Annotated in this window: 17 protein-coding genes and 1 pseudogene; all 18 read right to left on the bottom strand. The window is 60.8% G+C overall.

Features of this window, described 5'->3' with window-relative positions:
* Window positions 1-127: 127 nt before the first annotated feature.
* Window positions 128-2,425: an endonuclease MutS2 gene (locus tag N902_RS0103315; protein WP_027369780.1), complete on the bottom strand. Its 2,298-nt coding sequence runs from the start codon at window positions 2,423-2,425 to the stop codon at window positions 128-130.
* A gap of 379 nt (window positions 2,426-2,804) precedes the next feature.
* The gene (gene rpsU, locus N902_RS0103310; RefSeq protein WP_027369779.1) at window positions 2,805-3,008 is read right to left on the bottom strand and encodes a 30S ribosomal protein S21; all 204 of its coding nucleotides are present in this window, start codon (window positions 3,006-3,008) and stop codon (window positions 2,805-2,807) included.
* A 400-nt stretch (window positions 3,009-3,408) separates the two neighbouring features.
* A pseudogene (locus N902_RS0103305) lies at window positions 3,409-3,684 on the bottom strand (HU family DNA-binding protein); the annotation flags it as partial.
* A 238-nt stretch (window positions 3,685-3,922) separates the two neighbouring features.
* On the bottom strand, window positions 3,923-4,756 hold the full coding sequence (rsmA, locus tag N902_RS0103300) for a 16S rRNA (adenine(1518)-N(6)/adenine(1519)-N(6))-dimethyltransferase RsmA (protein ID WP_027369777.1): 834 nt from the start codon (window positions 4,754-4,756) through the stop codon (window positions 3,923-3,925).
* 37 nt (window positions 4,757-4,793) lie between these two features.
* A complete protein-coding gene (locus N902_RS16170) occupies window positions 4,794-6,278 on the bottom strand; it encodes an alpha,alpha-trehalose-phosphate synthase (UDP-forming) (protein ID WP_034621419.1) in 1,485 nt (494 codons plus the stop codon).
* 38 nt (window positions 6,279-6,316) lie between these two features.
* A complete protein-coding gene (gene fusA / locus N902_RS0103290) occupies window positions 6,317-8,356 on the bottom strand; it encodes an elongation factor G (RefSeq protein WP_027369776.1) in 2,040 nt (679 codons plus the stop codon).
* A gap of 82 nt (window positions 8,357-8,438) precedes the next feature.
* Entirely contained in the window at window positions 8,439-9,302 is an 864-nt protein-coding gene (locus N902_RS20320) for a hypothetical protein (protein ID WP_027369775.1), read from the bottom strand.
* Window positions 9,303-9,338: 36 nt separating this feature from the next.
* Entirely contained in the window at window positions 9,339-10,070 is a 732-nt protein-coding gene (locus N902_RS0103280; protein WP_027369774.1) for an outer membrane protein assembly factor BamD, read from the bottom strand.
* Window positions 10,063-10,989, bottom strand: a complete 927-nt coding sequence (trxB, locus tag N902_RS0103275) for a thioredoxin-disulfide reductase (protein ID WP_027369773.1) — start codon at window positions 10,987-10,989, stop codon at window positions 10,063-10,065. Before trxB ends, N902_RS0103280 begins: the two co-directional genes overlap by 8 nt.
* The gene (gene trxA, locus N902_RS0103270; RefSeq protein ID WP_027369772.1) at window positions 10,986-11,309 is read right to left on the bottom strand and encodes a thioredoxin; all 324 of its coding nucleotides are present in this window, start codon (window positions 11,307-11,309) and stop codon (window positions 10,986-10,988) included. Before trxA ends, trxB begins: the two co-directional genes overlap by 4 nt.
* A 166-nt stretch (window positions 11,310-11,475) precedes the next feature.
* Window positions 11,476-12,546: a tRNA (adenosine(37)-N6)-threonylcarbamoyltransferase complex transferase subunit TsaD gene (gene tsaD / locus N902_RS0103265; RefSeq protein ID WP_027369771.1), complete on the bottom strand. Its 1,071-nt coding sequence runs from the start codon at window positions 12,544-12,546 to the stop codon at window positions 11,476-11,478.
* Between the two features lie 77 nt (window positions 12,547-12,623).
* A complete protein-coding gene (fbp, locus tag N902_RS0103260; RefSeq protein ID WP_027369770.1) occupies window positions 12,624-13,634 on the bottom strand; it encodes a class 1 fructose-bisphosphatase in 1,011 nt (336 codons plus the stop codon).
* A gap of 51 nt (window positions 13,635-13,685) precedes the next feature.
* Entirely contained in the window at window positions 13,686-14,429 is a 744-nt protein-coding gene (locus N902_RS0103255; protein WP_027369769.1) for a hypothetical protein, read from the bottom strand.
* Between the two features lie 161 nt (window positions 14,430-14,590).
* The gene (locus tag N902_RS0103250; protein WP_027369768.1) at window positions 14,591-15,523 is read right to left on the bottom strand and encodes a tetratricopeptide repeat protein; all 933 of its coding nucleotides are present in this window, start codon (window positions 15,521-15,523) and stop codon (window positions 14,591-14,593) included.
* 46 nt (window positions 15,524-15,569) lie between these two features.
* The gene (locus tag N902_RS16165; protein WP_051564207.1) at window positions 15,570-15,884 is read right to left on the bottom strand and encodes an FtsB family cell division protein; all 315 of its coding nucleotides are present in this window, start codon (window positions 15,882-15,884) and stop codon (window positions 15,570-15,572) included.
* 200 nt (window positions 15,885-16,084) lie between these two features.
* Window positions 16,085-16,681 carry a zinc-ribbon domain-containing protein gene (locus tag N902_RS0103240; RefSeq protein WP_027369767.1) on the bottom strand — a complete coding sequence of 199 codons (597 nt, stop codon included), beginning with the start codon at window positions 16,679-16,681 and terminating at the stop codon, window positions 16,085-16,087.
* Window positions 16,682-16,725: 44 nt separating this feature from the next.
* Window positions 16,726-17,895 (bottom strand): type IV pilus twitching motility protein PilT, encoded by a 1,170-nt coding sequence (locus N902_RS0103235; RefSeq protein WP_027369766.1) that lies wholly within the window; start codon window positions 17,893-17,895, stop codon window positions 16,726-16,728.
* A gap of 3 nt (window positions 17,896-17,898) precedes the next feature.
* Window positions 17,899-18,981, bottom strand: coding sequence for a type IV pilus twitching motility protein PilT (locus N902_RS0103230; RefSeq protein ID WP_027369765.1), 1,083 nt, complete (start codon window positions 18,979-18,981; stop codon window positions 17,899-17,901).
* Between the last annotated feature and the right edge of the window lie 22 nt (window positions 18,982-19,003).

Genomic DNA, 19,003 nt, shown 5'->3' with positions numbered 1-19,003 from the left:
AAAATTCGGTTATTTTCCGTCATTCCCGCGAAAGCGTCCAGGACCTTGGACATTGCATAGATCCACAAAGCTAGAAAGGCGTTGCACTGGATTGCCCGGCACTCACATGGACTCAACCATCGTGCCCCTACAGGCGGACGATGGTCACCCCGTCCCCCCCCTGCTCTTCATTGGCCAGGAAATACTCTCCGACCTCCGGCATTCGGGCCAGTTCCTCGTGCACAGCCCGACGCAGGACCCCCGTCCCCCGGCCGTGTATAACCTCCACCTCGGCGGTGCCGTTGAGAACAGCCTGATCGATATGCTGCTGCAGGAAGGCCACGGCCTCCTCAGCCCGCATGCCGCGCAGATCAAGCCGTCCACCGGTCTTGGGCCGGCCGCTGCTTCCTGTGTAGCCTCCCGTGGACCGGGCCGGTGCCCCTTCCCCGGGCAAAAAGACAAGCTCGCTTTCCGGGACCCATACGGTCACGCCGCCCAGGTCCACCTTGGCCCGGTTCTTTTTGGCATCCTTGTCAGTGACCGCGCCTTTCCGGCCCCAGGCAGGGTAGGAGACATGATCGCCGATCTGCAGGCTCCGGTCCTGAGAGGTGTGGCCTTTTCCCTGGGCCTTTGCCAGGTGGTCCCGCAATCGATTCTTGTCCGCGGCCAGCTCTTTAAGGGCCTGCTTGCGCTGCCTTTTGCCGGCCTTCCACTGAGCGACGACCTCCCGGGAATGCTTCTGAACCTCCTCCAGCAGCTTGGCGGTCTGGTCTTCCAGCTTGGCCTTGACCCGCTCCTGCTCCTTCTTCAGCGCCTGTCTGTCCTTCCTCAGCTCCTCCAGCTCCCGTTCCCTGGCCACGGCCAGCTCATTGAGCCGGCTCATGAGCTGGCCGGAATCCTTTCCGTCCAGCAAGAGATACTCTTCGGCCCGGCTGAGTATCTCCTGGGGCAGGCCCCGTTCCCGGGCCACATCCAGGGCCCGGGACCCTCCGACCTGATCGTAGCCCAGGGTGTAGAGCGGCATGTTGGTCTGGGGATCAAACAGCACCGTTGCCGCCCGGACATTGTCCCTGGTCAGGCCGTATGCCTTCAGAGCCGGAAAATGCGTGGCCGCAACCACCCAGGCCGAGGCGTCCAGCAGACCGTCCATGACCGCCTGGGCCAAGGCCGCGCCCTGGCTGGGATCTGTCCCGGCTCCGAACTCGTCCAGCAGAATCAGGCTGGAGGCGTCCATCTTCGGCCATTCGGTCCGGAAATGGTCGATCTGGGCGGTAAAGGTGCTCTGATGCTCCTGCAGATTCTGCTCGTCTCCGATAAAGACAAAGATCCGCCTCCACAGGGGCAGGGTGCTCCCGGCCTGGACCGGCAGGGGCAGGGCGGCCATGGCCATCAGACTGATCAGCCCCAGGGTCTTCAGGCAGACGGTTTTGCCCCCGGAGTTCCCTCCACTGATGATCAAACCGCGCTGTTCCGGCTTGAGCTCAATATCCACCGGCCGGACCTCTTCATGGTCCAGCACCAGCAGCGGATGCCGGGCCTGACTGAGAAACAGGGGATGCTCCTCCCCCAGCTCGATGCAGCGGCCGTTGAGATCCCGGGCCAAGAGGACCTTGGCCCGCAGACCATCCATCTGGACCATCCAGTCGAAAACCGACCGGATGGCCCGGACCTCCCGGCCGACCGTCATGGTCAGAGAGCCAAGGACCTGGCGGACCGCCTCCCGTTCCTCCTGCCGGAGCTCCTGCAGGGTATTGTTCAGCTCCACCAGGAGCATGGGCTCAAAGTAGCAGGTCTCCCCGGTCTGGGAATAGTCGTGGATGATGCCCTGCATCCGGCCCTTGAAGTTGGCTTGGATGGCCAAGACATACCGGTCCGCGGAGATGGTCAGATACTCATCCTGGAGATAGGGCTCGATCTTTTCCCGACGCAGGTACTCGGTGATTTTTCTGGTGCATTGGTTGTGAATGCGCCGCACTTCCTGGCGAACAGCGAGCAGATCCGGACTGCTCTCGTCCCGCAGCCCCCCTTCCGGATCAAGGCAGCGGTTCAGGGCCGTCCAGGTCCGTTCCGGCCAGGCTGCTGCCTCCGCCCGGGCCCGCAGTATGGGAAATCGGTCCTCGCTCAGACGGCCAAATGCCCTGCGGGCCTGTTCCGCGGCCCACAACAGGGCATGCACGCCCCACAACCCGTCTTCATCCAGGACTGTCTCCTGCTCCAGTGCGGAGAACACACCCCCCAGCTCTGGGAAGGAGGTCACGGCCCCGGTCAGTTCCGGCCCGGCTTCCAGGGCTTCGGCCAGCAGCTTTGACTCCGCAGCAAGCCGGTCCGCGTCGTCCAGCGGGTACATGCGGGCACAGGCCCTGGCTCCGGGCTCGGAGCAGGCATATTGCTGAAATCGATCCAGGAGCTGAAAATAATCAAGCAGGCGAAGGGTTCGCGAATCCATACACGTGTTCTCGAACTCCACCGAACGGGTCACTTGCTGTCCGGCGGTGAGGTCTGCGCTGGGATGCACTCAAGGTGCAGCATCAAGATTGGAGGACAAAGCCGCAAGAACGCATCAAACGTCTGGCCAATTTGGTTGGCGAAGGTGTGGCAACGATCAATACAAATCGTCTAGGCGCGCAGGGAACAAAACAGGGCGAACTGAAGCAGTCCGCCCTGGGATACAAAGACCTGGCTTGAGCGATTCTCAGTGGAATTGGGTACAACGTCAGTCATTGCAGGTACAGCAAGCTGCACGGCAGTCCCTTCTGAATATCCCCAAATTGCTTCGCTTCACTCGCAACAAGGAGTCCAAACCGCTCAATCGAGGAAAGAAGGGGCTAAGACCCCATGCGGGCCTTGCGCATTTTCTTCATCAATCGCTTGCGAGCCGCAGCCTCTTTCTTTTTGCGCTGCACGCTCGGCTTTTCATAGTGTTGCCGCTTCTTGAGTTCGGAAAGGATTCCGGACTTCTCGCACTGTTTTTTGAACTTACGCAAAGCATAGTCAAAATTGTCGTTATCATTGAGGATGATGCCAGGCAAACGTCGTCACCTCCTTCTTCAAAAAGATATCTCTGCGTCAAAAGCAACAGAAAGAATCATGCAATCTATCCCAAAAAAAATACAAATGCAAGCCGACATATCGTGCCGCATGTAAAGGGCCCTCATCCCGGACGGTTCTGGACCAGATCCCTGCCCATTTACGCCCGGACCCGGGTCAGTAAAGCCGCATCCTGCGCTCTTTGAAGGCCCTTGAGCCCGGCCGAACTTCCTCAATGCGTGGGACCATTGCAAAGAAACCATTGCCTGGAGCGGTCCGCGCCGACTGATCGGCGGCAAATACCTTGCAGCACATCCTTTGGTCCATCCGCGTCCCGTATTCCGGTGCATCACCGGGTGAGCTGCCAGGGCCTCAACACGCCGAAAAGACAGTCAGGACACCCTAGCGGATGGCGTCCTTGAGCAGCTTGCCGGGCCGGAACTTGACCACCTTGGCCGAGGGAATTGTAATCTCGGCTCCGGTCTGCGGATTGCGCCCCTTGCGCTCCTTGCGCTCCTCGACCTGGAAAGTGCCGAAACCGGTCAAGGTCAGCTTCCCTTCCCGGACCAGAATGTCTTCAATGGCTGAGAGACAGGCATTCAGGGCCCTTTCGGAGTCTGCTTTAGTCAACTCTGATTTTTCGGCCACTTTCGAGATCAGATCTGCTTTGGTCATACGTTTCCTCCTTTTGCATTGGTGTCCATCTGTGAGTACGTGCGCTCTCCAAGACTGTCAACAGGGCACTGCCGAGCACAAGGGCAGGCAGCCGCCGCATGCCGACCTGGACCGGAACACGCCGCTGTTCGGTCCGCGCCGACCCGCCTGTCCCGCCTTTTCCCAGACCAAAACCTAAAAATCCGCATTTGTCAAGGGTTTCCGGGGATCGCCCCCAGGAGCACAAAAAACAAGCGACAAATCAATGTCTTGCCTTCCCATCTCCGGTCCAGGCCGCAGCAGGAAGGACCTGGGCCAAGGACAGGAACTCCCCGGGGGTCAAGGCCTCTGCCCTGGTCCTGGGATCCACCCCATGGGCTGCAAACCACTCCTGAACCGGCCCGGACCATACGCCGCGCAACGATGTCTTGAGCTGCTTGCGGCGCTTTTGAAAACAGACGCGCAGCAGCCCGGCCAGGGCCGCCCCCTCATCTGCCGTCGGCCGCTCGGACCGGCAGGACATGGAGACCACTGCTGAATCAACCCGAGGCCGAGGCCGAAACACCTCAGGGCTGAGGATGAACTCCAACCTGGGCTGCACAAAGGTCTGGACCCAGACCGACAGGGCGCCGTAGACCCTGCTCCCCGGGGAGGCGGTCAACCTCCGGGCCACCTCCTTCTGGAGCATGACCACGATGCGGCCGGGCACTGCCTGGAACTGGGCGGTCAGATCCCAGATCAGGGGGGAGGCGATATTGTAGGGCAGATTGCCGATCACCTTGCCTATTCCGGCCTGTGGGAGCCGGTTCCAGGCACATTTCAAGGCATCGGCGACGGCGAGCTGTACATCCGGATGGCGGGTTTTAAGCTCTACAGCGAGACCGGAATCCTTTTCCAACGCGATGACCCGCGCTCCCTGCTCGAGCAGGACCCCGGTCAGGGCCCCGCGGCCGGGGCCGATCTCCACAATGGCCTCTAAGGGCTGGACATCCAGACAGCCGACGATCTTTCGGACCACATTGGGATCGATCAGAAAGTTCTGTCCCAGGCTTTTCTTGGCCTGCCTTCTTGGTCCCTGCGTAGCGCTCTGGCTCATAGTCCTTCGGCCGGCGCGTCCCGGCGAACATTGCAGATCACAACCGGTCAATGCTGGACAGGAAGGTCGAGAACCCGGCCATGGGGACTTCCTGGGGCCGGCTGTCAAAGGCGGCCTGCAGAAATGAATCCAGCCAAAAGTGGATATCGTAGGTCTTTATGGTTTGCCGCAGACGGCGCATCCTGGACTGGCGCTCGGAAGGATGCATGTAGAATGCCCGGCGGATGGCTTCGGTCACGGCATTCACGTCATAGGGATTGACCAGAATTGCATCCGAGTAAAGTTGAGAAGCTGCCCCGGCGAACTCGCTGAGAATCAGCACTCCGTCCTCCCGGTAGTTGCATACGCAGTACTCCTTGGCCACCAGGTTCATGCCGTCCCACAACGGGGTTATCAAGGCCATTTCCGAGGCCAGATAGAAAGAGACCAGATCAGCTCTGGGCAAGCTGCGGTACAGATAATGGACCGGAATCCAGCCCGGCTCGGTGAACTGCCCGTTTATCTCCCCCACAAGACGCTCGATCTCCTCTTTCAGGGCCTGGTATTCCGGGACCTCTTCCCTGCTGGGCACCAGGACCTGCAGCAGGGCGATCTTGCCTTTTAAGTCCGGAAAGCGGATCAAAGCTTGCCGAATGGCCTCCAGGCGCTGGGGGATGCCCTTGGTGTAGTCCAGCCGGTCCACCCCCAGAATGACCTGCTGGTCCGGGTGGAGCATATGCAGCTTGTCCGTTCGGCTGGAGACCTCCTTGGATGCCGCCAGCTCGGCGAACTCGTCAAAGTCGATGCTGATGGGAAAGGTACCAGCCGTGACCTCCTTGTCCCCGCATGCGATCCAGGCCAGATTCTGCTCCGTATGCACCCGGGTATTGGAGCACAGGCATTCCAGGCACCGGACAAAGTTCATCATGTCCTGAGAGGTCTGAAACCCTATAAGATCGAACTCCAACAGGGAGCCCAGGATGGACCGCCGCCAGGGGAGCTTGAGGAATATCTCCGGCCCGGGAAAGGGAATGTGCAGAAAGAACCCACATTTTCGACGGGACAGTCCCTTGTTGATCTCCCGGGCAACACACATTAGATGATAGTCGTGGACCCAAACATAATCATCTTCTGTGGTTACCTGCAGAATCTCCTGGGCGAATCGATTGTTGACCTTCTGATACTTTTCCCAGTAGTCCAGCTTGAAATTGCAGTGGGTATGAAATCCATGGAGCAGTGGCCACAGGACTTCGTTGGAAAATCCATAGTAGTACCCGCGTACATCCTCAGTCTGTAGAATAACCGGATGGAGCAGGTAGCCTTGGCTCTGGGAAAATTCCTCCAGCGGAGCGTGCACATCCGCCTGCTCCGAGGTTCCCGGCCACCCCATCCATACCCCGCCGTTCCGGCTGAGCACCGGCGCCAGAGCAGTGACCAGGCCGCCGGCTCCGGCCCGGACGGTCCACCGCTCATGCTCCCACTTCAGGACCACGGGAAGGCGGTTTGAGACCACCACCAGACGGTCGAACGAGGTATGAATCATGGACAACCCTGTAGATTGTGGATAGGTATGCGCCCAGCCTACTTTAAAACATCGAAGCGATCAAACGTCATCATGAAGTTCCCCCGTCCCTGGGTCGCTGAACGCAAATCCGTGGCAAATCCAAAAAGCTGGCGCAGGGGGGTCAAGGCCTGAACCACCTTGCCCCCTCCCCGGTCGTACATATTGTCGATCTTGGCCCCTTTGGTCCCCAGCAGGGACACGACATCCCCGACAAAGTCCTCTGGAACCAGGACCTCGACCTGCATTATCGGCTCCATCAGCAGGGGACGGGCAGCCTGGAGGGCCTTTTTCAACGCTCCGCCGGCTGCCATGTGAAATCCGACCTGGCTGGACACGTCCGGCATACGCTCCATCCCGGTTATGGCCACGCTGACCCCCTGGACGGGATATCCCCTGATCACCCCGCTTTGCAGGCCGTCCTCCACGGCCTGATACACGGCCTGGATCCAGGCTTGGGGCCATCCCTGGGTGTCCATCTCCCAGTAGATCCGGTTGTCCTTGTCCCGCTCCCTGGGCGCAACCCGGAGCCGGACCCGGCCGTGATGCACAGCATCTCCAAGTTCCCGGTGGAATACGTCGTCAGCCGCGGCTTCCCCGGCTATGGTCTCCCTGTACACCACCTGGGGCTTTCCGGAACGCAGATCAACCTTGTATTCCCGTTTGAGCCGCTCCAGGAGGACCTCCAGGTGCAGTTCCCCCATCCCGGACAGGATGATCTGCTCCGTATCGTCGTCCCGGGTCAGACTCAAGGTGGGATCTTCCAGGAGCAGCTTGTCCAGGGCCTGCAGGAGCTTTTCCTCTTCCTCGGCGTTCCGGGGCTCCAGGGCCAGGGACATGACCGGCTTGTACTGGGAGATCTGCTCCAGAACCAGCTGATTGTCTTTGCGGCACAGGGTGTCTCCGGTCCGTGCTCCCTTCATCCCGGCCGCAGCCACGATCTCTCCGGCCCTGACCTCGTCCTTGCGGGTCTTGTGTCCGGCATGGAGGATGAAGAGCCTGGCGATCCGCTGTTCGACCTGCTGGGTGGCATTGAACACCGTCTCTCCGGCCTTGATCCGGCCCGAATACAGGCGCATCAGGGTCAGAGGCCGCCCACCCTCGAGCACGATCTTGAACACCAGGGCGGACAGGGGTGAATCCGGGGAGACAGGAAAGGAAATGCGCTGCCGGGTTCCCGGGTCTATCCCCTCGGCCGGATGGACCTGGGTCGGGGCGGGAAGGTAGTCGATAACCGCGTCCATGACCGGCTGGACGCCCATGTTTTTCAATGCCGATCCGGCCAGGACCGGAACCAGCTGCAGCTTTAGGGTGGCTCGCCGAACGGCCGCCTTGAGCTCATCGACCCGGGGAATGCTCCCGTCCAGATAGCTCTCCATTATCCCTTCATCCACATCAGCCAGGGTTTCCACCAGCCGTTCCCGCCAGACGCCTGTTTTTTCCACCAGCTCGGCGGGAACCTCGTCCTGGATGACCTGGGCACCCTTGCTCTGGGGATCAAAACGCAGGTACCTCTGGTTCAGGACATCGACCAGGCCTGCAAAATCCGCCCCCTGTCCCACCGGAAACTGCAGGGGCAGCGGTTTTGTGTGCAGCTTCTCCTCCATGTCCTGCAACACGGCCTCGAAATCTGCCCCGACCCGGTCCAGCTTGTTCACAAAGGCTATCTTGGGAACCCTGTAGTGCTCCGACTGCCGCCAGACCGTCTCGCTCTGGGGCTCCACACCGCCCACAGCACAAAACACCCCAACCGCTCCATCCAGAACCCGCAGGGATCGCTCCACCTCAATGGTAAAGTCGACATGGCCGGGGGTGTCGATGATGTTGACCTGATGCTTGTTCCATTCGCACGAGGTGCTGGCTGAGGTGATGGTGATCCCCCGCTCCTGCTCCTCGGGCATGTAATCCATGGTGGCGGTCCCCTCATGGACCTCTCCCAGCCGGTGGATCTTCTTGGTGTAATAGAGGATCCGTTCGGTCAAGGTGGTTTTGCCGGCGTCGATATGGGCGATTATCCCTATATTGCGGATAGCCTTCAGGTAGGTGTCCTTGCCGCTCACAGATCCCTCGCATGTTTGAACCGGTCCCCGCACGTTCCGGCCCGTTGACCGGGATGGACGCTGTTCCGCCGCTGGTTCTTCCTCAGCAGGGACCGCGCATCCCCAGCCTGGTGTATCCGGCCAGGCCGGAATGAAACCACGGCCAGATCCACAGCGATTCCTGCCCTGGACCGAAAGCCAGCCGGGACTCGGCCAGGGCCTCCTGCACCCGGGCTTTCGGGACCCAGACCGCATCCCATGACCGGCCCAGAAACTCGGTCCACGAACCATTGTCCTGCTCCCACCCCGGGGGGAGATCCAAGGTCTGCCCGGACCACAGGGAAAACTCCAGCCCTGGATGGGCGAAGGCCAAGGCCTGCAGATCGATTTCCTGCCCGGAGCGCCAGACTCCGGCCCGCCGGGGCCGGGGCAGAGTGAGCAACATGTGCCCTTCCCCGCAGCTGCACTCTTGACAGGCCGGAATGCCCCCTTCGATCTGCACAACAAGCCCCGGACCCGGACCCGCAAGCCCCAGCCAGGCCTGAACAGAGGCTTGCATCTCGGTCCCGGGCAGGATACAGACCGTCTCCACCCCGCTCAGCTCCAGAGCTGTCAGTGCCGTGCGCCGGTCTGCGTCCTCTTCCAGAACCACGATCACGGGCCACACTCCGGCCGCCAGCACGGGGAGCACGGCCCCAACGATCTGGGCCGGGCCGGAGCATGCGGCCGGGATATGGACTGCCGCCCAAGGTCTCGGGCAGGTCAGGGCATGGATCCACAGCCCCTGCGGGGTCTCGGATTGCGTGATCCGCCGCAGCGTCCCCTGCGGCTGAAGCCATGTGTACACCCCGGCAATCGCCGTTTTGATCAGGGCCCGCTCCCAGGCCCCGGACGCGGCATAGGCCTGCTCGAATGCCGCGTCGTCCACACAGCTGGACTGCATCCATTCCGGGATGATTTCCTGCATATTCGTTTTTGCGGATTGTAAAGCCGCGGACCGGCCCTACAGCCAGTCAAAGAGCTGCTTCCAGCTCCCGTACTGGGCGATGCGTTCTCTTTCCGCGGCCTGTCTCTGGTGCAGGACATAGGCCAGGCGGCTCCTGGTCCGGGCGTAGGTCAGGATGTCCTGGAACATGGAGAAGTTGTCGGCAACATAGGCATACCGCTTCCAGGCCGAAAGATACCGCTCCGTGCGCCAATAGAAGTCGGCGACGAATATCTCGTGCTCGGCCTGAAAGCGCTGGCATTTGCGGACGTACTCACGGGCCTGGTCCGCAACCGGGGCCTGGGGATAGGCCTCGGCCACCCGGTTGAAGTACTGCATGGCCTCGGTCACGTTGTCCTGAGGCAGGTCAATGGATTTGAATTGCTTGAAATTGCTTAGTCCGATCCGGAACAGGACATAAGCGATATCCTCGTGTCCTGGATGCAGAGATTCAAATTCCTTGTAGGCGTTTTCCGCGGCAGCGTAGCGCTGATCCTGAAAATAGGCATCGGCCAGCCGCAGCTCGGCCTGGGAGGTATACGGGCTGAACGGATACTGGTCTTTGAGTTTGGTGTAGTAGGAGATGGCCTGATCGTAATCCTTTTCTTCCATGGCCATATTTCCGGCCTCAAGGAGCTCCAGGGCTGTGTCCTGGGGAGGATTGAGGAATACTGTGTCAATCACTCCGCACCCCGACAAGACCATCCCCAGAAGGATGATCCAAAGAAAAGACCATTTCTGCTTAGTCATTGGACATCTCGCGGACGTACAGTTGAGCCGAATGCCCGGCTGCCGCCCCGTCCCCGACAGCAGTGGATATCTGCCAGCACCGCTTGGAACGGATGTCCCCGGCGGCGAAGATTCCCGGCACATTGGTCCGCATCTCGGTATCGGTTATGACGAAGCCGTTCGCATCCAGTTCTATCGTCTCCGGTATGAATCCCGACTGCGGGGCTATGCCCACAAAAATGAACACCCCGCTGACCTCAAGATCATTCTGCGCATTGGAGGTCACATCTTCGACCCGCAGGCCCTCCACCTGATTCTGCCCCAAGATCTCCCTGGGCACAGTGTTCCACAGGACCTGAATATTGTCCTGGGCCAGGACCTTGTCCTGGTAGACCTTGTCTCCGCGGAACGCGTCCCGGCGGTGAATGAGGTACACCTTGTCCACAATCCCCGAAAGGTACAGGGCGTCCTCCAGGGCCGTGTTTCCCCCGCCGATGCAGGCCACGGTCTGATCCCGGAAGAACTGTCCGTCGCACAGGCCGCAGTAGGAGACGCCCTGTCCGGTCAGCCGCTCTTCGCCCGGCAGTCCCAGAGTCTTGTGCTCGGCGCCTGGACAGAGGACAACGCTTTTGGTTTCTATCCACTCCTCCCCGACCAGGACCTGATGGCTCTTCTCTCCAGGCCGGATGTCCTGCACCTCCTCGGTGTACTTCTGGAAGGAAAAGCCTTCCAGGTGCTTGGCCATTCGGTCCACAAGCTCGTATCCGTGGATCCCGTCCGGAAAGCCAGGATAGTTTTCAATCCAGTTGGTCATCAAGACTTGTCCGCCCGGAGCCATCTTTTCCACCCAGGCCATGCTGGCTCCGGAACGGAGGATATACATGCTCGCGGTTATCCCGGCTGGACCGCCGCCGATAACCACACTGTCGAACGTCTTCATGACAAGCCCTTCTGATTGATCATGTCCTTGAGATTGCTTTTGGATACCGCTCCGGTAACCTGCCCGACCACATCACCGTTCTTGAACAGGATCAGGGTCGGAATAGCCCGGATTCCGTACTTGCTCGGGGTGCTCGGATTCTCATCCACATTCATCTTCAAAATCTTGATCTTGCCCTCATACTCCTTGGCCAGCTCTTCCAGGACCGGGGCAATGGCCCGGCAAGGGCCGCACCATGGAGCCCAGAAATCAACCAGCACCGGTTGGCTATCTTTGATCACCTCAGGTTCAAACGTGCTGTCTGTAACTGAGTTTGGCATCGCTTTTCTCCTTTTATACTCTCCAGGTTACGAAACATGGTACATGCTCCGGGCATTCCCGGCCATCCCGCACTCGGGCCTGATCTCCGGCCCTGCGGCACCGGCCCGGAAAACCGGAAATCTCACGAACTCTAACTCAAAATCATAAAAGCCAACACATAGGCTGTCAAGAAACCCGGATAAAATCGTCGGGCAGGGGCTTTCCCCTGGGGACGGCATCCAGATCCATGCCATGGGCATACCCCGCCTCCAGATACACAGACCCGGCGTAGGCAATCATGGCCGCATTGTCGGTACACAGCTCCATTCTGGGCAACACTGCCCGCACCCCACATTCCTCAGCCGTGGCCGCCAGCTCCCGGCGCAGGCAGGAGTTGGCCACCACGCCTCCAGCCGCAATCAGGGCCTTGACCTCCGGATGCCTGGCCATGGCCCGCCTGAGCTTGAGACGGATGGTGGAGGCAATGCTCCAGTTCAATGATGCGCACAGCTCAGCCAGGCCCGGCCTGGAGGCCGCCAGCTCCGGTATGTCCGGCTCGGCTTCCATCACTGGAGCCACCAGCCGGGGATTGTCGGCTACTATCCGGGCCACTGCGGTCTTTAACCCGCTGAAGCTGAAGTCCAGATTCTGATTGTCCACGTATGGCCGGGGAAGAAGCCCGGTATCCGGATCGGCGAACTGGGCCAGGGCATCGATGGTCTTCCCCCCTGGATACGGAAGGTTGAGCATCCTGGCTGTCTTGTCGTAGGCCTCCCCCACCGCATCATCCAGGGTCCGTCCCAGCCAGGAGACGGCAAACGGAGACGTGAGCAGACCGATCTGGGTATGCCCGCCGGATGCGACCAGGCCCAGAGCGGGAAAATCCAGCTCTTGCTCCAGGCCCGGGGCCAGCAGATGAGCCACCAGATGATTGATCCCCACCAGCGGGCGGTCCAGGCTGATGGCCAGCCCTTTGGCCAGCCCGAGCCCGACCAGCAGGCTGCCCAGCAGCCCAGGCCCCCGGGCCACGGCAATCCCCTCGATCTCCTCGGCCCGGGTTGTGGTCTCCGCCAGCAGGGCATCGAACAAGGGGCCTATGACCCGCAGGTGCTCCCTGGACGCCAACTCCGGGACCACCCCCCCGAACAGGGCGTGCATCCGCTCCTGGGAGGCCAGCTTCTGTCCCACCAGCCGTTTGTCCCGGACCAGGGCCAGGGCAGTCTCGTCGCAGGAGGTCTCAATCCCCAGGCACAGCATATGCGCCCTGCCTGCCGGCTGATTGAAGAATGTTCATAATGACCTGCATATGCCGCCTCCGGGGAGGGGCCTGCTCCCTACCCGGCCTGGGAGTAGATCTCCCGTATCTTTTCCACTTCAGCCGTGGACCCGATGAACAGTGGCGTCCGCTGATGGAGTTCCTGGGGTTCGATGTCCAGTATGCGGTTCACGCCGTCGGTTGCCATCCCTCCGGCCTGCTCGACGATATAGGCCAGGGGATTGGCTTCGCACAGCAGCCGCAGCTTGCCTTTGGGCTTTTTCGGATCCCGATAGTCGATGGGATACATGAAGACCCCTCCGTAGAGCAGATTGCGGTGAAAGTCCGCAACCAAGGAGCCTATGTACCGCAGGCTGTACAGCCGGCCCAGCTCGCTGTTGGGATCCTTGAACATGCCCACGGCCCGTTGGGTCGCCCCATCCCAGTAGTTCCAGTAGGCCTCGTTGACCGAGTATATCTTGCCCTGGGGAGGGATCTTGATGTCCGGATGGGACAGCAGAAACTCACCCACGCTGGGATCGTGGGTAAAGCCGTGCACACCGCTGCCGGTGGTATACACCATGACTGTGGACGATCCGTAAATAAAGTATCCGGCCGCCACCTGCTCCGCTCCCTTCTGCAAAACGTCGTGGAGCTCAACCTGACCGCTCAGGCCGTCCTTGACCCGGTAGATGGAAAAGATGGTCCCGATGCTGACATTGGCATCGATGTTGGACGATCCGTCCAGGGGATCAAAGACCAGAAAGTACTCCCCTTTGGGAAACCGGTGGGATATCTGAATCAAGTCCGCGGTTTCTTCCGAGGCCATGGCGCACAGCACCCCGGCCCGTTCCATGCGGTGCACCAGAACGCTGTTGGCGAACTCGTCCAGCCTCTGGACGCTTTCCCCCTGCACATTCACGTTCCCGGTATAGCCCAGGATATCCACCAGCCCGGCCTTGTTCACATCCCGGCCGATAATCTTGGCTGAAAGGATGAGCTCGTTCAGCAGCCGGGTGAACTGCCCGGTGGCCATCGGGTTCTGGCGCTGATGGAGCAGCAAGTGCTCAATCACTGTGATTTGACGCATGCGACACCTCCTTGCATGTCGGGCCAGCTCTGCGGCTGACCAGCTGGAGCCTTACTCTGCCGTTTCTTCCCGGACCACGTACACCAGGGGGGACGTCCCCACGTATCGAGACAGCCAGATAAACCTCTGCCCGGCCAGATTGAAGTCGCCCTGGATCCCATCGGCCAGCATCTGCTGCCAGTCTTTCTCCGCAATCTGGGCCACAACCTCGGAAGGCAGCCCGGACCAGAGGACCTGATCCCGGAAAAGGGCCAGCAGAGCCTCCGGCTCTGGTCCCTGGGCAAACAATGAGCGGGGGTCAAAGTGGGCAGCGATATGGGCCTCTGCTTCATCCCCGCTTTGGATCGAATTGACCAGGCACAGCTCCGGGCCGAGATTGAGATCCAGCACATGCATGGACATCCCTGATTTCCGGCCCTCAAGGGCATCCATCACCTTCTGGGCCGGGATGTCCTTCACCGGCTGATCCGGAATCCGGAACAGGACCTCCCCGGCCGGGCCGTAGGCAGCCGCTCCGTTCAGCCAGGACGTATCTGCATGGACAGCCTCCAGCTCCTGCCTGGACGGCTGTTCCATGCGCTCAAGACTGGTGATCACCTCCTGCAGGCGCATATCCACCGGCGAAACCACCTGCACCAGGCGCCGGGTATCCTCTCCCACGTCTGCCTTCGCACCCACGTCAACGCTGGCCGGGAGTACCGTTCCTCGATACATGCTTTTGGTCGCTTCCCACATCTGACAGCCGGTCAGGGCTGCAATGCAGAGTATCACTGCGAAGAAATGCCGTATGCGCACAAATGAGCTCCTTCCGAATCAATTTCAGTACCCACCGTTGTTCACCAGCCCCGCTCACAGCGTGACTCGCGCTCTATCCGCAAGCTAGGTTGAGAGCCCTGCGCTGTGTTCACAGGCGGCAGAGCAGGATGCATACAGAGCTCCCAGCTCTGGCCACCACTTCACGACCTGGCTTCCAGCCGGGCTGCCAGACGGTCCAGACGGCGCAAGAGCTCCTGCTTGTTCTGACCAGGACCGTCCCCTCGAGCATCGTCCTCCCGGACCGTCCTGCCATTTGATGCCTCAGCCTGAAGAGCACCGGCCTGCGGGGGCTGCTCCCTTGCTGAATCGTGCTCCTCGGTTCCAGAGCCGGGGTCTTTTTGCAGCCTCTCCTGGATCCCGCGTATCCTGTGCTCAAGCTGGCGCCGCCGTTCCTGGCCGCTTTCCTGATCCAAGAGCTGGGTATAAATATTCAAAGCGGCCTCCAGCTCTCCCTGTCCAGCCAAGATATCAGCCATGGTCACTGTCCGGTACCCGCCGGGAGGCAGATCGTCCTCCCCGTCTCTCTCCCGGCTCCCTTCAGCCGCAGGGGAGAGGTCCTCGTCCCTGGCCGGAGTCTCCCCTGCTTCGGCCTGCCCGGACTCCGAATCGTCCTCCCGGACCTGAGTCCGGCCGGCCTCTCCCGCCGGTTCCTCTTTGCAGGCTCCCCGTCCGAGCACAGTCAGTATCCCGCTCTGGATGACCTCCCCCCAGGTCAGGGGACCTGTTTCCAGATTGGCGCCGACAAAGCGCACCGCGGCAGCCAGATCAGTACGTCCCTGATCTTCCAGCTCCCTCGCCCACAAGGTCCAGAAATAACCGCAGGATCCCAGGCTGTCCAGTACCGGCCCCATATACTGCCGGGCCTGTTCCGGGCGGTCCAGGGATCCCAGCACCTGGATCAACAGCAGCCGGGCCTGAGCGTGGGCTGGATTCCTGTCCAACCCGGACCGGAGGTGTCCAACGGCTTTCTCCTCCTCGCCCAGTTCCAGATACAGCTGAGCCGCATTGTAGAACACAGGGGATGCGGGATCCTGGGCCAGGATTTCTTCGTACCATGTAATCTTGTCCTGCATGCTCATTCCTTGTCCCCCATGCCCGCGCCGGACATCGGGCTGCGGGTCATCGGGGGAGGGTCGTCTGCTTTCCGGCCGATGCCTGCTTTTTGGCTGGCAGATAGATGATCTCGTTGCCCTTCACATAGTGCAGTCTGGTCCGGACCATCTGCTCCAGATACTGGGTATCCTTTTTCAGCAACCGGATCCTGCGACTGAGCCGGACATTGTCCTCCCGCACCTGCTCCAGTCTGGACTGGACCTGGCCCAGGACCTCCTTTTGCCGCCGGTAGCTCTGAAGCCCGTGGCTCCCGCCCAAGATAGCCCAAATCAAGAGGATATTCACCAGGACCAAGGTTGCGAGAATAATCTTGGACCACACCTGTTCAGACCTCCATTTCGGCTCTACGACCCTGGAAATGGAATTTCACCCCCAATAGCCGGCAAAGCTCAAAATTCCACAGGCTGGGTCGAAGAGCCTCCATTTCTGGTCCTAGCGGCTCGCGCCATGTCCGCAAGCGGGAATGTCTTTCCCGCGCAGCTTCAATGCAGCGGGCAAAAGCAAACAACTTTGCGCTCTCATTAATAAGACGACCAGAGCCGTTGATGGCGCTCAAAGGCCTCACCGGCCTGTTCCAGGGCCTGCTCCAGGCCCGAGGGATGCTCCGGATGCAGATAGCAGTTCACCCCGGCCACAAATGCAGCTATGCGGTCAAAGCTTGCCGCCTTATCCCCGATCAGCACGCAGTTCATCTCCCGCCGCTCATGCCCGGGCAGCCGATGGACCTCCGCCAGGACCTCCCGCCCCGCGGGGCAGTCCTCCACAACCACCCAGTGAAACCGGTTGCTCCGCAGATAGGCTTGTCCCGTGGGTCCGTCCTCAACCTCAATGACCTCCCATCCCCCGGACCGGAACGAGGAGCGGACCGCCTCCCTCAGGCCGGGGTCCGCAACCAAAAGCAGCACTAGACGGGTCCCCGGCGGGACCTGGACCGGGGACACCTCCACGGCTTCGGCCTGGTCGTAGTCCTTTTCCGCCTGTTCGTCGCGGGCATTGGAAAGATCTATCCGGTTGACCTCCTTGCAGGCCGGACAGGTGAACCGGAACCTGGATGTCTGCGGGACCTTTTCCTCGGGCAGATCAAAGCTTCGCTGGCAGTGTTCGCATCTCAAGCGCATTTAGGCGTATCCCGTCGGTCATTTCGTCCCTGAGGCTGGCCGCTCTACAGCCCCCGTTTCTCGTACTCCAGATCCAACTCCAGGTGCTCGATGTCAGTTACCTTTTCCCCCCGCTCGGACCGTATCCGGTCGATCATCTGCCCCAGCTTGGACTTGTCCGAGCCGTGAAGCATGGCCATCTCCCTGCCTATCCGCCCGTTACTGTACAGCTGGACCAAATGCTGATCAAAGGTCTGCATCCCATAGGTCCCGCTCTGCTCCAGGACAGCGGAAAAGGTATTCTCTGCATCCTCCCCCTGCAGGATGAGCTCCCGGATGCGGATGGTGTTCTTCAGGATCTCCAAAGCCGCAATCCGGCCCCCATCGGTTGTGGGCACCAGACGCTGGGAGACCACGTACTTCAGGCTTTCCGCCAGCCTGCCCCGGATCAGCCGCTCCTCACTGAGCTCGAACATCCCGATGATCCGGTTGATGGTCTGGGCCGCATCCGATGTATGCAGGGTACCCAAGACCAGGTGGCCGGTTTCCGAGGCCTCCAGGGCAATGGCCATTGTTTCCCGGTCCCTGATCTCGCCCACCAGGATGACCTTGGGCGCCTGACGCAGTGCGGCCCGCAGCCCGGACGCAAAGGCGTCGAAGTCCCGGCCCAGCTCCCGCTGATTGATCAGCCCGGCCTGATGGGGATGGACGAACTCCACCGGATCCTCCAGGGTCAGGATATGGACCGGCCTGGAGGCATTGATGGCGTCCACCAGAGCGGCCAGGGAGGTGGATTTTCCGCTTCCGGTCGCGCCGGTCACCAGGATCAGACCGAAGGTTTCCCCGGCCATGTCTGAGAATATGCCCGGCAGTCCCAAGGAGGACAGGGTGGGGATGGAGGTGGCCAGCTTGCGCATGACCACAGCCAGAGACCCTTTCTGCATAAAGACATTGACCCGGAATCTGGCCCTGTCCCGAAGCTGATAGGACAAATCGCAGGAACCGGTCTGAATCAGATCCTGATACAGCCGGGGATCCTGCCCCATAAGGGCGCAGGCCATGCTCTCCACCTGCCAGGGGACCAGGGGGCCAGGATCTGGATTCAGCTCCAGCTCGCGCAGGGCTCCCTGCTCCTCAGCCATCACCGGCCTGCCGACGCTGAGATGAATATCCGAGAGCCCGGGGGCCTGAGTCAGGATCTGGGCCAGATACCCATCCAAATCTGAACGCAGCATCTCCTACACCTCGGTGAAGTCCTGAGGCGGCTCGGGCAGATAGTCCCTGAACTTGGCCTTGTTCACCGCCTTGTTGTACGCCTGTTCCGGGTCGATGATCTGGTCCCGGAGCAGGGTCATTATCGCATCGTCCAGGGTCTGCATCCCGTACTTGCGCCCGGTCTCGATCACCGTACCCAGCTGAAATATCTTGTTCTCCCGGATAAGGTTCCGGACCGCCGGGGTGGCGATAAGGATCTCCAGGGCCGCCACCCGGCCCTTGGTATCCACCCGCTTGAACAGGTTCTGGGCCACAATCGCCCGCAAAGACTCGGAGAGGGCGGAGCGGATCTGGCCCTGCTGGTCAGCGGGAAAGGCGTCGATGATCCGGTCCACGGTCTTGGAGGCCGAAATCGTATGCAGGGTGCCGAATACCAGATGGCCGGTCTCAGCGGCTTCCAGGGCCAGCTCAATGGTCTCCAGATCCCGCATCTCGCCGACCAGAATGACGTCCGGATCCTCGCGCAGTGCACCGCGCAGGGCGGCCTTGAAGCTCTTGGTGTCCCGGCCCACCTCCCGCTGGTTGATCAGGCACCGGGCCGGCTGGTGCACAAACTCGATGGGGTCTTCGATGGTCAGGATGTGATCCCGCCGTTCCCGATTGGCATGGTCGATCACCGCGGCCAGGGTTGTGGACTTCCCCGATCCTGTCGGGCCGGTCACCAGCACCAGCCCCTTGGGCAATGTGGCCATGCTCTTTAAAATCGGGGGCAGCCCCAGGTCATCGACGGACAGAATGGTCTGGGGGATCTCCCGAAAGACCGCGGCCACCCCCCGCCGCTGCTGGAAGAAATTGACCCGGTATCTGGCCAGATTGGGGACCTCGTAGGAAAAATCAACGTCTCCGGTCTCCTCGAACTCCTTCACCTTGCGCTCCGGAGTGATCTCATAGAGCATGGTCTTGAGATCCTCGTTCTCCAGGCTCTTGTACTTGACCCGCTGCATTTCCCCGTGCAGGCGGATGACCGGTTGCGATCCGGTGGACAGATGCAAATCCGAGGCCCCAACCTCGTGCATCATCTTGAAAAAAGCGTCAATCTGGGCCATCAGCTCTCCACGGGCTCTTTAT

It is taken from the genome of Desulfovermiculus halophilus DSM 18834, assembly GCF_000620765.1.
GTDB lineage: Bacteria > Desulfobacterota > Desulfovibrionia > Desulfovibrionales > Desulfothermaceae > Desulfovermiculus > Desulfovermiculus halophilus.
Note: the sequence above shows the minus strand (reverse complement) of the source record. Positions and strands in the feature narration are given on the sequence as shown.

Bases quoted from the DNA above. Each gene is read 5' to 3' on its own strand.
- N902_RS0103315 (WP_027369780.1), bottom strand. From the start codon at position 2,425: ATGGATTCGCGAACCCTTCGCCTGCTTGATTATTTTCAGCTCCTGGAT.
- rsmA (WP_027369777.1), bottom strand. From the start codon at position 4,756: ATGAGCCAGAGCGCTACGCAGGGACCAAGAAGGCAGGCCAAGAAAAGC.
- N902_RS16170 (WP_034621419.1), bottom strand. From the start codon at position 6,278: ATGATTCATACCTCGTTCGACCGTCTGGTGGTGGTCTCAAACCGCCTT.
- N902_RS20320 (WP_027369775.1), bottom strand. From the start codon at position 9,302: ATGCAGGAAATCATCCCGGAATGGATGCAGTCCAGCTGTGTGGACGAC.
- N902_RS0103280 (WP_027369774.1), bottom strand. From the start codon at position 10,070: ATGACTAAGCAGAAATGGTCTTTTCTTTGGATCATCCTTCTGGGGATG.
- trxB (WP_027369773.1), bottom strand. From the start codon at position 10,989: ATGAAGACGTTCGACAGTGTGGTTATCGGCGGCGGTCCAGCCGGGATA.
- trxA (WP_027369772.1), bottom strand. From the start codon at position 11,309: ATGCCAAACTCAGTTACAGACAGCACGTTTGAACCTGAGGTGATCAAA.
- tsaD (WP_027369771.1), bottom strand. From the start codon at position 12,546: ATGCTGTGCCTGGGGATTGAGACCTCCTGCGACGAGACTGCCCTGGCC.
- fbp (WP_027369770.1), bottom strand. From the start codon at position 13,634: ATGCGTCAAATCACAGTGATTGAGCACTTGCTGCTCCATCAGCGCCAG.
- N902_RS0103250 (WP_027369768.1), bottom strand. From the start codon at position 15,523: ATGCAGGACAAGATTACATGGTACGAAGAAATCCTGGCCCAGGATCCC.
- N902_RS0103240 (WP_027369767.1), bottom strand. From the start codon at position 16,681: ATGCGCTTGAGATGCGAACACTGCCAGCGAAGCTTTGATCTGCCCGAG.
- N902_RS0103235 (WP_027369766.1), bottom strand. From the start codon at position 17,895: ATGCTGCGTTCAGATTTGGATGGGTATCTGGCCCAGATCCTGACTCAG.
- N902_RS0103230 (WP_027369765.1), bottom strand. From the start codon at position 18,981: ATGGCCCAGATTGACGCTTTTTTCAAGATGATGCACGAGGTTGGGGCC.